The sequence below is a fragment of the Paenibacillus cellulositrophicus genome (assembly GCF_009363095.1).
Classification (GTDB): domain Bacteria; phylum Bacillota; class Bacilli; order Paenibacillales; family Paenibacillaceae; genus Paenibacillus_AQ; species Paenibacillus_AQ favisporus.
On the sequence record NZ_CP045295.1, the window covers coordinates 3,891,668 to 3,907,106 of the forward strand.

The following is a 15,439-nucleotide window of genomic DNA, read 5'->3' on the forward strand; positions in this document are numbered from 1 at the left end:
GCATAACCTCCTGCGAAACATCCTCAGCCTGATCGTATTCGTTCCAAAAGTTCAGAGCCCGAAGGGTGGTCTACGATATACCGCCAGCTTCCGTCGGTTTGGCGTCTTATCACTTCGGACGTATGTCCTTCAACCTGAGCCGGGTTGCCGTTCCCATCCCGTGTATGAAGGATGAAATGGGCACGCAGCAAAGCGATATTTTCGAACGGAATGCAGTAAATGTTCCTGGACGTCATGCGGCCCTGCAACTGCAGCAGATCCTCGAGCGTTCCGCGGATTTTTTCGATTCCTTGGTCAAACTCGCCGGCCGGGTTTATCAAAATGCTGTTTGGTTCGTATAACGAAAGCAGTGCGTTGATATCGCCGGAGTTGAAGGCCTCGGCAAAAGCTGCATTCATATCCTCCGGCCGCATGACCGGATTGAAGTGCGCCGGTGGCTTCATAAGATCGCCTCTTTTCGTATAATGGAAATATACAGGTAGCTTATACGATCCTTCACCGGTATTGAAGTACGCAGAAATAGATGACTTAGTCATAAAAACCTGACCAGCAGGAGGAAAAGATGCCTTATCAGGATGGAACATTTGGTTGTCCGGTAGATGTGGGACTGCAGCTGATCAACGGGAAATGGAAACCGAAGATTATCTACGAGCTGCTTCAGCAAACGTGCCGTTTCGGCGAGCTCCACCGGCGAATTCCCGGCGTTTCCAGGCATGTGCTGACGACGCAGCTGCGCGAGTTGGAAGAAGGCGGTATCGTACAGCGAAATGCATTTTTGACCGTGCCGCCAAAAGTTGAATATTCGCTGACGGAGTTTGGCCAGCGTTTGGAGCCCATTTTGGAGCAGATCATGAAAGTGGGAGAGCACTATATTTCACAGCAAAAGCAGGAGGCGGCTGGTGATCCGCCAAGCTGAGTCGAGTCATGTCGATGTAACTGCACTGTGATCTGAAAATAAAAACGGACGCGGGTTCTCAACCGGCGTCCGTTTTTCTATCCTAATCCAATTCCACAGTTCGATTCATATTGGTGCCTTCGTTGCTTTTACCCATCAGTCTGCGGAACAGGAACCTGGCCATTTTGAACTTGTTGCCGGCATCCCAGTACTCGGCCGCTTCGGCCTGCACCTTGATGAGAACGAGGTTCGGATCGTCATAGTTCGTTTCCAGCAGCTGCTCGTAAACGGGGTTCCACAATTCCTTCAGCTTTTCGGTGCTGTTGACCAGCTCGGCTTCACCGCGGATGGAGACGAAGGACTTGCCGGCATAGGCCACGTTGACCTGCCGGTTTTGCAGCAGTTCATGGAACTTCTCAGTGTCTTTCTTGGTCAGGAACCACAGGTCGCCGTCGAATTCGATGTCCTGGGTCTTCATGGGACGCGAAACCAGACCTTCTTCCGAAACGGTCGTCAGCATGGCCGTGTCGATGCCCTTAATCAAATCGCGTACTTTCTCGATCGCTTCTTGATTATCCGAAGTTGGATTTGTCATTTTGTTCACCTTTTCCTAGTGTGTGTTTTTATTAGTATTACACTTATTTATACGCTGCCAAACCAAGAGAATTTGTCTGATTCCACTCCTGATTTGAATCCCTTTATGAGCAGGCCTATACCTAGACCCCCGAGGTTCATCGCGTCTTGACCGAGAAGATTTTTCCGAAGCAGGCCGGGCGGCTTACCGCAGAGGAGTGGGCAAATTCATTAGATTAGGAGACTATCCCTTGACCAATGCCGCGATTCCGGTATGCTGCCGGGCGATGGCCTTTGGTTTTTTGTCTATTTCCGAGTTATACGCACGACAATCATTTAACAGTCCACAGAATAGTGCTATACTATGAATTAGGTAATCATTCATCAGAAAAGGTGGATAACCGGGTCGCACTCTGGCTTGCCTCTTGAGAGCGCCTACATCTTTTCTTCAAATACTAGCGTGTAAGGACGGTAATTATGAGCAACAGACAAACCGAAACAGACGTTATCTTAATTGGTGCCGGTATCATGAGTGCGACTTTGGGGACACTGTTGAAAGAATTAGTACCGAACTGGAAAATTACAGTGTTTGAGAAGCTGGCAAGCCCGGGCGAGGAAAGCTCGAACGAATGGAATAACGCAGGAACGGGGCATGCCGCCTTGTGCGAGCTGAACTACACATCCGAGAATCCGGATGGTTCCATAGATATCAGCAAAGCGATTAGCGTCAACGAGCAATTTCAGGTTTCCATGCAGTTCTGGTCTTATCTTGTCAAAAGTAATTTGATTCGCAATCCGCAGGATTTTATTATGCCGCTCCCCCATATGAGTATGGTTCAGGGGAAAGAAGATGTGGCATTTTTGAAGAGACGTTTTGAGACGATGTCCAAAAACCCGCTGTTTCAAGGGATGGAATTCTCCGACGATCCGAAAAAACTGATGGAATGGATTCCGCTCATTATGAAGGACCGGACCTCGGATGAACCGATCGCGGCCACCAAAATGGACTCGGGAACGGACGTCAACTTTGGCGCTTTAACGCGTATGCTGTTTGAGCACTTGAAGAGCAAAAACGTTGGTATTCATTACAAACACAGTGTGGACGATATTAAACGCACCAGCGATGGCGCGTGGGAATTGAAAATACGCAATTTGAGCAGCGGCAGCGTCGAACGCCATACGGCGAAGTTCGTCTTTATCGGCGGTGGCGGCGGAAGCCTTCCGCTCCTTCAGAAATCCGGCATTCCGGAAGGGAAGCATATCGGCGGATTCCCGATAAGCGGACTCTTTATGGTGTGCAACAATCCGGAAGTGGTAGCGCAGCACCATGCCAAGGTGTACGGCAAGGCCAAAGTAGGTGCGCCGCCGATGTCGGTTCCGCATTTGGACACCCGTTTTATCGACAATCAGAAGTCGCTGCTCTTTGGGCCGTTTGCGGGCTTTTCGCCAAAGTTCCTGAAGACCGGTTCCATGTTCGATTTGCTGGGTTCGGTCAAGCCGAACAATGTGCTCACGATGCTGGCTGCAGGCGCCAAAAACCTGTCGCTGACCAAGTACCTGATCCAGCAGGTGATGCTGTCGAAGGAAAAACGTATGGAAGAGCTGCGTGAGTTCATCCCGAACGCCAAGAGCGAGGATTGGGATATGCTGGTGGCCGGCCAGCGCGTGCAGGTCATCAAAGATACGGAAGCTGGCGGCAAAGGCACGCTTCAGTTCGGTACGGAAGTCGTGACCGCCTCGGACGGAACCATTGCTGCCCTGCTGGGGGCTTCTCCGGGGGCCTCCACCGCCGTTTCCGTCATGCTCGAGGTCATCGAAAAATGCTTCCCTCAGCATGCGAAGGCGTGGGAGCCGAAGCTTCGGGAAATGATTCCGTCTTATGGTGCGCCTTTGATGAAAAATCCGGGGTTGATCCGCGAAATTCATACGTCGACGGCACGCACGCTCGGTCTCAACCGTGGATTGCATTCGGCCAACGTGATGTAAATATAGCGATATATGATAAGAAAAACGTCTATCGACGTACCTTCAAAGAAGACAGACCGCGTTTAACTGAAGTTTTTCTTGCGATTATAGAATGGTTCAGCTTCGCTGAAATTTATAAATTCTATAATCTTAAATAAAACGGCCTTCACCCTGAGTTTCAAGGGATGAGGGCCGTTCTGCATTTGCAGAGGACGCCGGTCAAGGAACGTAAGCACCGACGACTTCAAACTTTGGCTCGCCTGCGATCGTCATATACTTCACTTCAACGACGCAGCCTTTCTGAAAGGAGGGAATATTCACGATCGGGATAAACGTTTTGACGATGGTATGATGAGATTCGCCATCCGGCTTGGTGACGGTTAAATCAAGCAGCACCTCCGGTTGATTATCGAGCTGCGCGTTCGTTTGCTGAATGGAATGGATGACGGCTTGCGCGGATGTGCCGTTTGTGAGGATGGTTTTTCGCTGCGATAGCCCTTTACGTTGACGGGTTACTGTCTTGATGGCAAATGTGATCGTCAGTGAGGCGGTAAGTAACGAAAAGATAATGATGATCATAACAATTGTCGTCAATGGCATGCACCTCGCTTCCATTTTTAATATAATTCAGGTAAATGGCCCCAAGTATTATATATTAAGCTTAATGCAGCGCAGGGGGATCCGTCTACGATTTACAAATAAATTATCTACATAGATGGAACTAAGTTTGATCATTCGGGCAGGGGAGAGGAAACCATGATTCAGTTGAAAGATATAGGGAAATTCGAGGAGCTTCCAGAAATCGCAATGCATATCTATCAAGGGAATATTCCGGCTTTGCGGAATGCTATCGCGGAGGGTTGGGATATTGAGGAGGGTATCGTACTGGGCCGGTATACCGCGTTAACTCCGCTTGACCTTGCCGTGATCGCGGAACGGCTGGATGTAGTTAAGCTGCTTGTAGAGCACGGCGTCAACCTCAATAACGCACAGAGTCCGGCCTTTTTACGGGCTGTCCGTTACGGAAAAGAGGAGATGGTACGCTACATCGCCGCACATGGTGCCAGAATGGACATGCTTAATCGAGTGGGCTCCGGCGCGTATTCGCAGGCTTACTATGGCAACAAAAGCAACATCCCGCTCATTCAGGAGCTGGGCCTCGATATCAAGCTGCACGGCGGGGCTGTACTTCGCCAGGCGGTGTCCGATCATGACTATAAGACCCTCAATTATTTGCTCGATCAGGGAGTGGATATTAACTACAACCAGCCGGATCAAGTCTATCCTTACGAAGCAACGCCGTTAACTGTGGCCGCGCGCATGGGAAATTTAGATATGGTCAAGTATTTGGTCGAGCGGGGCGCCGATGTGACGTTAGCGGAAAAGGACGGCGAACGGCCGTATACGATCGCGGTCAGCCAAAAGAATGCAGTCCTGGCCGATTATTTAAAATCGCTGGAACCGCCGGAATTTCATGACGTGGCGAATAAGAAGCATGAGCTGAGAGCGTATAAATTACCGGAGGAGCTGGTCGATCGGTTAACCGGTGACCGTCTGCGCCTTGAGTTGGCCCCCAATGAGTACGATATCCGGCATATCGATTTCTTCACATTGACCGACACGATCCCGATCAAGGTCGGGCGGCAGAAGCTGCTGCGCCTATCGGCAGACATAGACAACTACTCGGATCTTCAGCTCATGTGGAATCCGAAGAAAAAAGGATGGATCGGCTGCTATGACGTCGAGCATGACCACTATTCGGACCTGTGCCGTTTGGGAGAGTTCTTTGAGCAGCCCGGTACGTATCTTATTCGTTTTCTGGATGGAGAGCTGTAGAAACAGGACTGGTGCCTGAGGATGATCCGGACGAATCTGGATGATTTTTCATTCATCGTAATACTTTCGCCCTGTTGGCGCGCTGCGGAGTATGGGAAGATGGGGACATCAAAGGCTCGGGTTCAGCAAAACCCGAAGCCCTTGACCTTCAGGCTATGGCGGTCCTTCCTTCTAACTTCATTTGGCGAACATAGGGCCGCCGCTTCCCTGAAGGATTTCGATTCAGAGAGGAGGCGTCCAGGCTATCATGCTCCTTCCTTCTATAACCCTTATTAAAAATTAGGGGCATGGGTTTCCTGGACTCTTTAAATGAATATCAATACCATCTACTTACGAAGAGCCAATCATCTGATTGTGGAACAAGGGCAGGGAGGCGAAACGCTCCCGAAAGCCTACTTGGCATCCGCCCTGAAAAATATCGAAGTGCTGGGATATACGTTTTCATATGCGCTGCTGCGCGCGGTAAAAGACTTATCTAAAGTGCAGTTTGAAGCATTATACCAACAGCTGGTTGCGGATTTACAGGTTATGGTCGGGGCTCATGTGGAGTTCAAACCGATGTACCCGGATTTTCCGATGCAGGTCATGGAGCATAGCGATGCCGAGCTGTATCTGAATGCGATTTATCATTACCTGACGTTGGATGTACCGGCGTATGAGCATGCGGACCGGCTGCCCCTGGAGGATGAAGGTAACCTGAAAGTGATTGGTTTGGGGAGCCGTGCGGAGTTCATGAGCCTGATCTCCCGGTTGATTCAAGCCAAAGGCTCCATCTCCGATCGTGACAAACAGGATATTGATGACGTCATTGCATTTTCCGGCGCGGATGATATGGAAATGCTTCTTCCAGACGACATCCCGTTCAAGGAAAATGCGGCATTCGTCGCTGCGTCCTTAATGAAGTATGACAAAGCCAATCTGGAGCAGATCGGACGGTACTTCCGGACAGCGACCGATGTCCTTCGGCTGGCAGCCGCATGGTCGGACGGCGACGTCAGTCTCGCCGAGGCGACGCGCTTCCGCAAATTCAAACGGCGCGAGCGACGGCTGCTGCTGGGACTGCTCGAGAAGTGCCAATCCATCACGGAAGATATGCTGCGGTACAAGGAGCGCTGGATTCGGCTGGGCGAAATTCTGCATCCTTCCGAATATAAGCATCGCTTTCGGCGGTGCGAGGAAGCCTTTGACGTCGTGCGCAACGACAAGCCATTCACGTCCTTTAACGGAAGCGTGGAGCTGGCCTTCCAGTTCCGGAACGTATGGACGCTGATCGATCTCTTAATGCAGCGCCCGGGCGAACTGGCGAGAAGGCTCGATCATCTGCTCCGGTCCACCGAGCATACGGAGTATGTCGTGCTGGCTTTTGGTGAGGTGGTTAAGGAAGTATCGACGCCGGTGCTGCTGCAGGTGAAGAACCATTTTGCCCGCCGCCGTGAACGGCAGCAATTGCGCGTCTTTTTTCCAAAAGGGAATGTCGCCAAAGCGTTTGCCCTTCGGAACAACCTGCCGGAGATTGACGAGGAGGCATGCCGGGACATCGTGCAGCTATGCGAGCAGGCGCTGATCGTGCGCTTCTCTGCCCTGCCGCCGCTCGGGAAGGTGTATGTCGACAAGCGGCTCCAAAGCTACCTCGTACCGTTCTCCGGGCGCTCTGCCAGCAAAGCGCTGCATACGATCGTGCGTGGCAGCCGGGTGCCGATGGCGGAAGGAGATACGATCCGTTTCTTCAGCTGGTGGAAAGAGGGCCTGGTGGACGGCAAGCCGACGGGCCGCGTGGACATCGACCTGTCCGCCGTAATGTATGACCGTGACTGGCAGTATGTGGAGCATATTTCGTATACGAACTTACGGTCGTCCAAGTACCGGGCCGTGCACAGCGGAGATATCGTAACGGCCCCTCAAGGCGCGTGCGAGTTTATCGACCTGCACATTCCTTCCATCGTCGATTATGGCGGACGGTATATTGTGGCGACGCTGCATTCGTTCACAAGCCAGCCGTATTGCGATTTGCCGGAGTGCTTTACGGGTTGGATGATGCGGAAGAAACCCGGGTCCGGCGAAATTTTTGAGCCTGGTACGGTTGCGAACAAAATCGATGTCACCGCCGATACGCAGATTGCCATCCCCGTAATCTTGGATCTGGTAGAACGCACGGTGATCTGGACGGACCTGTCTTTAACCCGGCATCCGTACTATTACAACAACGTCGAGGGGAACCAAAAAGGGATGATCCTGATGGGCAAAGCGATGACGACTTTGCGGAAACCAGATTTGTATGATCTGTTCACGCTCCATGCCAAGGCCCGCGGGGAGCTGACCGAAACTCCGGGGGAGGCCGATGCGGTGTTCTCTGTGGAGCAAGGGGTAACTCCCTATGATATCGAGGAAATTATGGCGGAATATATGGTGTAGATTCGGATATACCGAAAAACGTAAAGATATTAACCGATAACCGACTCATGGCGATCATGCGTCGGTTTTTTGCGTTCCTGATTTTTTTAATAAAATTCGCAACTATGACAAACCCTGTCACCAATATGGGCTAAGATGGACGTATGAAAGGCCGAAAGGAAGCAGAGGCTGGTCGTAAGAAACTTTAACCATCAAAAGGAGGAAGATGTGATGTATGTGACGGTACAGGATTTTATTAAGGAATGGAACAAGGAAGCCGAATTGACGCAGGGGGTTCTGGATGCGCTGACGGATGAATCGCTGGGGCAGCAGGTCTATCCGGAAGGACGGACTTTGGGCAGGATCGCCTGGCATTTTGTCTCGAACATCCCCGACTATTTGAACGAATTCGGCATCAAGATGGATAAGGTCGCAAATCCGGGTGAAGTCCCTTCCGCTAAAGAGATTGCGGATACCTTCCGGACGGTCAGCTCGGCAGCCGCCAAGGCACTGGAAGAGCAGTGGACGGACGAATCTCTTAGCAAGGAACAGAATGCTTTTGGACGAATGGAATCCAATGCCTCCATCCTGATGGGGCTGATCAAGCATATTGCGCATCATCGGGGGCAAGCGACGGTTCTGATGCGTCAAGCGGGACTGGGCATACCGGCCGTCTACGGGCCATCGAAGGAAGGATGGGTGAAGCTGGGGGTACAGCAGCCGCCGCTGTAGAATCATTGGGCTTCATTTTAGCCGTGTGAATGACAAAATTGTATTGACGGACCTACGGTAGGTATGTAGAGTGAAATCCAACATACCTTCGGTAGGTTTTTTGTATGGGATGAGAGTCCTTAGCGGCAAAACCTGGCCGAAACGAGCGTCTAACATCATAGACGCTTTTTTCATAAATGCTATGCAACTCCTTGAGGCTGCCGCGGCCTGGAGAACCGCCTGCGGAAAATGCTATAATCACACCAAGAGTATATCGCAGGGGGAATGAGGATGAGCGAGGATCTGTTGGAACAGCTGGAGACATGGCATGAAGAGGATGAATACGAACGCATCGTAGAGGCCGTAACGGAAATTCCTGCGGAGGAGCGGAATTATGAGCTGGTCGGCCATTTAGGCCGGGCGCTGAACAATCTGGAGCGTTACGAGGAGGCGGTGCAGCAGTTTCTGACCGTTGCCGAGGAAGGGGCGGAAGATCCGCTCTGGCATTACCGGATTGGACTGGCCTATTATTACCTGGAGCAGTACGATGACGCCGAGCGGGAGTTTACTCGTGCCGATGAGCTGGAGCCGGGGGATGAGGATACCCTGGAGTTTCTGGAATGGATCCGTGCCAAGAAGGACGGGGAATTCGAGGAAGAGTCGGATGATCATTTGGATTCAGACGATTCGGCAGAAGACAACAGCGGCTCGGATGAAGCCGGGGAAACCGATGAAACGGACAGTGCCGCGGCGGCCGTGTCTTCGGTGGATGCCATCCCATCGGACGAAGCCAATTTAGATGTGCAGTATGACTCGCCAAATGAGGGTTTCGATATCAACAACTTCTGGAACGACGCTGATCCCGATGCGGAATCGTATGTTTCGGCTCCGCCGACGGATGATCTGATCGATTCCGTGCAGGAGGAACTGGTGTTCAAGCTGCCGGTGTTTTATGTGCAGATGATGAGAATACATAACGGGGGCATTCCCCGCAGCAGGTACTTTCCGCTGGGTGAAGCCGCAGTTGGAGCGCCAAGCGGGGTCCGGATTAACGGCATGTTCGGCATCGGCCGGGTCAAAGCCAAGTCGCTCTGCGGGGCCTCCGGCAGCCGGTCTATCATCGGGAACGGTGGTTATCCGGAGTTCGGCGTCGTCATTTGCGACTGCCCGCAGGAGTCCGGCGTGATCATGCTGGATTACCGCGGCTCCGGCAACGATGGAGAGCCTGAGGTTGTGCATGTGGATCAGGCAAACGGGCGTAAGATCACCCGGCTCGCGCCCGATTTTGAAACCTTTGTCCGCGGACTAGTTAACGCCTAGGGCCCGTGACAACAAATTCGCCATGAACGCGTGAGCGGGGATGGAATCCCAGCAATATCGCGCCAAAAAATCAAGAGGAAGCTGTTCCCTCGCAGGGAGCCAGCTTCCTTTTTTATGTCATAGGGGGCAGTTCCATTTCCGTACTTTTAGGTTGCCGAATAGGAGCCATCCGTGACGGCATGCTCCAATGCTTCTTTCGCACGCTGTTTCTTGCGATGCACCCAACCGGTCAGCCAAGCGCTGATTTCGTACAAGGCGATGAGCGGAACAGCCACCATGAGATGGGAGACAAGGTCAGGCGGCGAGATCAGTGCAGCCACGGCAACCAGAACGACGTACGCGTAACGCCTCATTCCTTTTAGAATCGACGGGTTTAAGATCCCGATCCGGGCCAGAAACATAACGATCACGGGCAGTTCGAAGGCAATGGCGAGCGGGATCATGATATTGAACATAAACCCGAAGTACTGGGATACCCCATAGGTCTCCACAAGGCCGATCTGACGGTTGATGCCGGCTGTAAAGCGCAGGCTCATCGGAAAGACGACGAAATACGCAAAGGCCACGCCCACCAGAAAGCATGATGCGGAGAACGGAATGTAGCGGACCGCCGCCTTTTGCTCGCCAGGCTTGAGTCCCTGGCTGACAAACCGCCAAATCTGGTACATGCCAAAGGGTATGGTCGGCAGCAGCGACAGTATCACGGCAATGCTCATATAAATCCGCAGTCCGTCCCATGGCGAGAAGACGTTCCATGCGACGTGGAGTGGGGAATGCGTCCGCAGCAGCGTCAGGATATGAGGGGCTGCAAACAAGCCGGCTGCCATACTGACGATGAATACGGCGGCGATCCAAAGGATCCGTTTTCTAAGCTCGGCGATATGCCCAAGCAGGGTCATCGTATTTTTCGCTTCCATAGGCGAAGATCACTCCTCCCAAGTCATGTCCGTTACCGGAAGGCCGGCGTGCAGCGCGGCGTTTTCGATTTTTTCATTTCCTTCAGCTCCAGCGTATTAAATCCCTCCTGCATTTTTTGATAGATGTCCTGAATGGCCTTTACGTCTTCAAAAGAATATCGGCGGTTACCTCCTTTCGTCCGCTCCGGGAAGATCAGCTTTCGTTCCTCGTAATACCGGATTTGGCGTTCCGACAAGCCGGTCAGCTCGCAGACGATCCCAATGCTCATCACCTTGCTCTCCATGCTATTTACCTCCTGTGCAAGTATAGTTAACCCCGGACCATTGCAGAAACGGCCAGGATTGAAACCTAGAAGAAGATAAAACAAAGAGAAGAAACACACAAACAGATGTTTATGGAAGGAATTATGACATGATTTTAAGGAAAACCCATTAAAAATGCAATCGGTTTTTAAAAATAAAAAATCCCTGTAAGAAATCCTTACACAAATTCACCGAAAACTAAATTTCTTTGCTAAGATCGCCTCAAGAGGTTCCATTCCACTAGCGAAGGAGTGAACGAGGTGACAATCAAGGAGCAACCGAAAGAGATGACCCGCAGACAATTTCTGTCGACCGTCGGCAAAGTAGGGGGATCCGTTGCCGTCTTCAGCCTGATGGGAACGATGGGACTGCTGTCGCCGGAGACGATGAAGGCCGCCGAATATGAGCCGCCGGGCCCGAATGATCTGCACTTAAGCGGACGGGGCGGCAAAAAAATCATCATTCTCGGCGCCGGGATCGCCGGCATGACGGCAGCGTACGAACTGGGATTGGCCGGGTACGACTGCACGATTCTCGAGGCAAAAAGCCGGGCTGGCGGCCGATGCTGGACTATTCGCGGCGGCACGTCAGAGGCGGAAATCGGTTCGGGTACCCAAACGTCCCGCTTCGATAAGGGCTTGTATTTCAATGCCGGCCCAATGCGCATTCCGCAGTTCCATGTCACCCTGGAGTACTGCCGGAAATTCGGCGTTGCGATCGAACCGTTCAACAACGTGAACGAAAGCGGCTATTACTACAACGAAAACGTCGGTGCTTTATCCGGTCAAAAGGTGCCGAAGCGGGCGGCCAAAGCAGACGTACGCGGCTACGTCGCGGAAATGCTCGCCAAGGCGGTCGACCAGAACGCGCTCGATCTTCCGCTCACGGCTGAAGAGAAGATGAAGCTCGTCGATTACTTAAAGGTGGAGGGGGACCTGAACCCCGATTTGTTCTACAAAGGCTCGCAGCGCGGCGGATACAAGGATGAGCCGGGGAGCCGGCTTGATGCCGGGGTTCTCCGCGATCCGTTCGATCTAAAGTCGATCATCAACTCCGGCTTCGGCAAGTATTTCAGCAATGAGTACGAATACGACCAGCAGATGATGATGTTCCACCCGATCGGCGGGATGGACGCCATTGCGAAGGCGTTCGAGAAGCGGATTGGCAATCGGATCAAATTCCGGGCCGAGGTCAAGGAGATCCGCCAGTCCTCGTCGGGCGTGAGAATCGTGTACACCGACATGGCATCCGGCCGGGAGCAGGAGGTCAAAGGGGATTACTGCATCTGCACCATTCCGTTATCCGTGCTGAAGAAGATCCCCGCTGATTTTTCCCCCGAAATGTCCAAGGCGATTCAGAGCATCAATTACGCCTCTGCCGGAAAGATCGGCCTGCAGTTCAAGCGGCGCTTCTGGGAAGAGGATGAGCACCTGTACGGAGGCAGCAGCTTGACGAATATGGACATTACGCAGATATATTACCCGCCGACCGATTATTTCGGGAAAAAGGGAGTCCTCCTCGGCTACTATGCCTACGGCGGGGTTGCCGACAAGCTCGGAGCGATGTCGTACGCGGAGCGGGAGAAGCTGGCGCTGGCACAAGGGGCCAAAATCCATCCGCAGTATCCAAAAGAGTTCGAATCCTCCTATTCGATCAACTGGAAAACGATCAAGTATCAAGAGGGCGGCTGGGTTTCATACTCAGCAAACGACCGCAAAACGTACTATCCGACACTGTGCAAGCCTGACAACCGGATTTACCTGGCGGGTGAGCATATCAGCTACATTACTGCTTGGCAGGCCGGAGCGATCGAGTCCGCCCGTGAGGTGGTCACCGATATCCATCAGCGTGTCATGAAATCATAGATTCATATCTAGAAGGGGCTGGTCTTTTATGATGAAAAAAATGAAAACAGCGCTGCTGATGACAGTTCTGCTTGGCACCGTCAGCGTCACGGCATATGCCGACAGCGCCGCCCATACCCCGGCGAAACCGGCCAAGCCGATCAAGACGGCGCCGGCGCCGGTATTTTACGGCAGCCCGTCGTCGTCCATATCCAGCGGCGTAGTCGTTCCCGAAGGCGCATCGTACTTGTTCACGAGCGGCACCGTCCCGCCGGTGCTGAACAAGGACGGCAAGACGGTCTATGAACGCTATGGGGATACGAAAACGCAGGGTATCGGCATTTTGAAGGAAATCGAAAAGCAGCTGAAGGAGCAGGGCCTTGGTCTGAAGGATGTCGTTTACCTGCGGATATACATCGCTCCTGACGCGCAGAAGGGCGGCACGTTTGATTATACGGGTTGGTTCGATGCCTATGCGCAGTTCTTTAATACTGAAGCCAATCCGGTAAAGCCGGCCCGTTCAACGGTAGGCGTGGCGAGCCTGGTGAGTTCCGACTGGCTGATCGAGATCGAAGCGGTGGCCGTGAAGCCGGATTCGAAGAAGAAGTGAGGCAGGAGCACGGATTTCGCTAAGGCGGAATGTTCTCCATGACAAATGAGAAGGAGCTGATTGGCTATGTTTCAAAACGTAGGATTTGCCGGGTTGATGATGATTCTGGTCGTCGTGCTGATTTTGTTCGGGCCCTCCAAGCTGCCGGAGCTGGGCCGTGCGGTGGGACGCACGCTCTCCGAATTCAAGTCGTCCGCCAGGGATTTGGTCGGTGAGGATAAAGAAGAAGACAAAGAGCGTGAGCGAGAGTCCGGTATCATTAAAATCAAAGGATAAAGGGTAGGACCAACGTATCCGCCGATCAACGGCCACCCTGTTAGCCAGCCCCGTCATTCAACGCGAATGACGGGGCTGTTTGCGCCCAGCCGGCCGAAGCGCATCATGGCCTCCACCGCTGTGTTCTTTTATAATGGAAGAACCAGGCATAGTTTGGCCGCTGAAGTTCTGGGCCGCATAATAAATTTGATACGGCACAGGATATGAAGCAGTGGAACCGGCCTTGGCCATAAGACAATCAGGCTGTCATCATGCGAAGAATGATTTTACTAGGATTGAAAAAGGAGACCTTTATGACGGATACACAAGGAAAGCTGGAGGCGGGATGGCATTTAGACAACAGCTACGCCGGGCTGCCGGATCTGTTTTATACCCGGCAGGATCCGGTGCCGGTGCGTTCGCCGCAGATCGTGGCATTCAATGAGCCGCTGGCGGCGTCGCTCGGTTTAAACGCTCATGCGCTCATGAGCGATGAAGGAGCTGCGGAACTGGCGGGAAACCGCATTCCGGAAGGGGCGCAGCCACTCGCTCAGGCATACGCCGGGCATCAATTCGGCCATCTTACGATGCTGGGCGACGGGCGGGCGGTGCTGCTGGGCGAGCAGGTCACACCAGAGGGCAAGCGAGTGGATATTCAGCTCAAAGGAGCGGGCCGCACGCCATATTCCCGTGGTGGCGACGGACGGGCGGCCCTGGGGCCGATGCTGCGTGAATACATCATCAGCGAGGCCATGCATGGCCTTGGCATTCCGACGACCCGCAGCCTGGCGGTGACGTCCACCGGCCAGGCGATTACCCGCGAGGAAGAGCTGCCGGGCGCGATTTTGACCCGCGTGGCGGCCAGCCATATCCGCGTCGGCACGTTTCAGTTCGCGCGGGGAGCAGGCACGTCGGATGACCTGCGGGCTTTGGCCGATTACACCCTGCAGAGGCATTATCCCGATGCTGACCTTTCTTCCGGCGAAAATCGCTACCTTAGATTGCTGCAGGAAGTGATCAAGCGCCAGGCCGCTCTGATCGCGAAGTGGCAGCTGGTTGGATTCGTCCACGGCGTCATGAATACGGACAACATGACCCTCAGCGGGGAAACGATCGACTACGGTCCGTGCGCCTTTATGGATACCTACGATCCGGCCACCGTGTTCAGCTCCATCGACTCACAGGGCCGATATGCCTACGGCAACCAGCCGTACATCGGCTCCTGGAATCTCGCCCGATTGGCGGAAGCCTTGCTGCCGCTGCTGCATGAGGACGAGGAGCAGGCCGTTAAAATGGCGGAGACCGCGGTCGGGACTTTTGCCGGTCTGTTTAATGAATACTGGCTTGCAGGGATGCGAGCGAAGCTCGGGATCTTCCATGAAGAACCGGAGGACGAGGCTCTCATCGAAGAACTTTTGGAGCTCATGAAGACGCATCGCGCCGACTACACCAATACGTTTCTTGCCTTAACGTTTGACCGACTGGAGGGAACTCCGCTGCATGGCATCGAAGAGTTCGATGCCTGGCATACGCGCTGGCAGGCAAGGCTTGACCGGCAGCCCGAAACCAAAGAGGCTGCGCATCAATTGATGCGGGACAGCAATCCGGCGGTCATTCCGCGGAACCACCGGGTGGAGGAAGCGCTGGAGGCGGCGGAGCAGGACGGCGATTACGAAGTGATGCACCAGCTGCTGCAGGTTCTGGCCGACCCTTACGCGCATACGCCGGAACAGGCCGAGTATGCCATCGTACCGGAGACGACGTACGGGTATCGGACCTATTGCGGAACCTGATATAAGATCAAGAGAAAGGACCAGCG

The 15,439-nt window shown here is 53.3% G+C and carries 15 protein-coding genes; 10 read left to right on the forward strand and 5 right to left on the reverse strand.

Annotated features, from left to right (window positions below; translation table 11 throughout):
• Positions 1 to 23: 23 nt before the first annotated feature.
• On the reverse strand, positions 24 to 443 hold the full coding sequence (locus tag GCU45_RS17415) for a YybH family protein (RefSeq protein WP_152399769.1): 420 nt from the start codon (positions 441 to 443) through the stop codon (positions 24 to 26).
• Positions 444 to 562: 119 nt separating this feature from the next.
• On the opposite strand from GCU45_RS17415, the gene GCU45_RS17420 reads away from it, so the two are divergent.
• A complete protein-coding gene (locus GCU45_RS17420; protein WP_152399770.1) occupies positions 563 to 916 on the forward strand; it encodes a winged helix-turn-helix transcriptional regulator in 354 nt (117 codons plus the stop codon).
• An 82-nt stretch (positions 917 to 998) separates the two neighbouring features.
• On the opposite strand, the gene GCU45_RS17425 is transcribed toward GCU45_RS17420, so the two are convergent.
• Entirely contained in the window at positions 999 to 1,490 is a 492-nt protein-coding gene (locus GCU45_RS17425; protein WP_152399771.1) for a pyridoxamine 5'-phosphate oxidase family protein, read from the reverse strand.
• Between the two features lie 455 nt (positions 1,491 to 1,945).
• On the opposite strand from GCU45_RS17425, the gene mqo reads away from it, so the two are divergent.
• The gene (mqo, locus tag GCU45_RS17430) at positions 1,946 to 3,454 is read left to right on the forward strand and encodes a malate dehydrogenase (quinone) (RefSeq protein ID WP_152399772.1); all 1,509 of its coding nucleotides are present in this window, start codon (positions 1,946 to 1,948) and stop codon (positions 3,452 to 3,454) included.
• 198 nt (positions 3,455 to 3,652) lie between these two features.
• Here the strand turns inward: mqo and GCU45_RS17435 are convergent, their stop codons facing one another.
• Positions 3,653 to 4,033 (reverse strand): hypothetical protein, encoded by a 381-nt coding sequence (locus tag GCU45_RS17435; protein WP_244364121.1) that lies wholly within the window; start codon positions 4,031 to 4,033, stop codon positions 3,653 to 3,655.
• A 156-nt stretch (positions 4,034 to 4,189) separates the two neighbouring features.
• Between GCU45_RS17435 and GCU45_RS17440 the strand changes: the two genes are divergently transcribed.
• The 4 genes from GCU45_RS17440 (at position 4,190) to GCU45_RS17455 (ending at position 9,691) form a co-directional block, all read left to right on the forward strand.
• Entirely contained in the window at positions 4,190 to 5,269 is a 1,080-nt protein-coding gene (locus GCU45_RS17440; protein ID WP_152399773.1) for an ankyrin repeat domain-containing protein, read from the forward strand.
• Between the two features lie 309 nt (positions 5,270 to 5,578).
• The gene (locus tag GCU45_RS17445; RefSeq protein ID WP_152399774.1) at positions 5,579 to 7,681 is read left to right on the forward strand and encodes a TerD family protein; all 2,103 of its coding nucleotides are present in this window, start codon (positions 5,579 to 5,581) and stop codon (positions 7,679 to 7,681) included.
• Positions 7,682 to 7,891: 210 nt separating this feature from the next.
• Positions 7,892 to 8,392 carry a DinB family protein gene (locus GCU45_RS17450; RefSeq protein ID WP_145027644.1) on the forward strand — a complete coding sequence of 167 codons (501 nt, stop codon included), beginning with the start codon at positions 7,892 to 7,894 and terminating at the stop codon, positions 8,390 to 8,392.
• Positions 8,393 to 8,662: 270 nt separating this feature from the next.
• Positions 8,663 to 9,691, forward strand: coding sequence for an SMI1/KNR4 family protein (locus GCU45_RS17455; RefSeq protein WP_152399775.1), 1,029 nt, complete (start codon positions 8,663 to 8,665; stop codon positions 9,689 to 9,691).
• Positions 9,692 to 9,837: 146 nt separating this feature from the next.
• Here GCU45_RS17455 and tatC read toward each other — a convergent pair whose 3' ends face one another.
• Entirely contained in the window at positions 9,838 to 10,608 is a 771-nt protein-coding gene (gene tatC, locus GCU45_RS17460; RefSeq protein ID WP_152399776.1) for a twin-arginine translocase subunit TatC, read from the reverse strand.
• Between the two features lie 32 nt (positions 10,609 to 10,640).
• Complete coding sequence (locus GCU45_RS17465; protein ID WP_076172288.1) at positions 10,641 to 10,892, reverse strand: MerR family transcriptional regulator; 252 nt, start codon at positions 10,890 to 10,892, stop codon at positions 10,641 to 10,643.
• Positions 10,893 to 11,171: 279 nt separating this feature from the next.
• Between GCU45_RS17465 and GCU45_RS17470 the strand changes: the two genes are divergently transcribed.
• The 4 genes from GCU45_RS17470 (at position 11,172) to GCU45_RS17485 (ending at position 15,413) form a co-directional block, all read left to right on the forward strand.
• Positions 11,172 to 12,776, forward strand: a complete 1,605-nt coding sequence (locus tag GCU45_RS17470) for a flavin monoamine oxidase family protein (RefSeq protein ID WP_145162416.1) — start codon at positions 11,172 to 11,174, stop codon at positions 12,774 to 12,776.
• A 28-nt stretch (positions 12,777 to 12,804) separates the two neighbouring features.
• Positions 12,805 to 13,365 carry a RidA family protein gene (locus GCU45_RS17475; protein WP_152399777.1) on the forward strand — a complete coding sequence of 187 codons (561 nt, stop codon included), beginning with the start codon at positions 12,805 to 12,807 and terminating at the stop codon, positions 13,363 to 13,365.
• 66 nt (positions 13,366 to 13,431) lie between these two features.
• Entirely contained in the window at positions 13,432 to 13,641 is a 210-nt protein-coding gene (locus GCU45_RS17480; protein ID WP_076172284.1) for a twin-arginine translocase TatA/TatE family subunit, read from the forward strand.
• Positions 13,642 to 13,934: 293 nt separating this feature from the next.
• Complete coding sequence (locus GCU45_RS17485) at positions 13,935 to 15,413, forward strand: protein adenylyltransferase SelO (RefSeq protein WP_152399778.1); 1,479 nt, start codon at positions 13,935 to 13,937, stop codon at positions 15,411 to 15,413.
• The last annotated feature ends 26 nt before the right edge of the window (positions 15,414 to 15,439 follow it).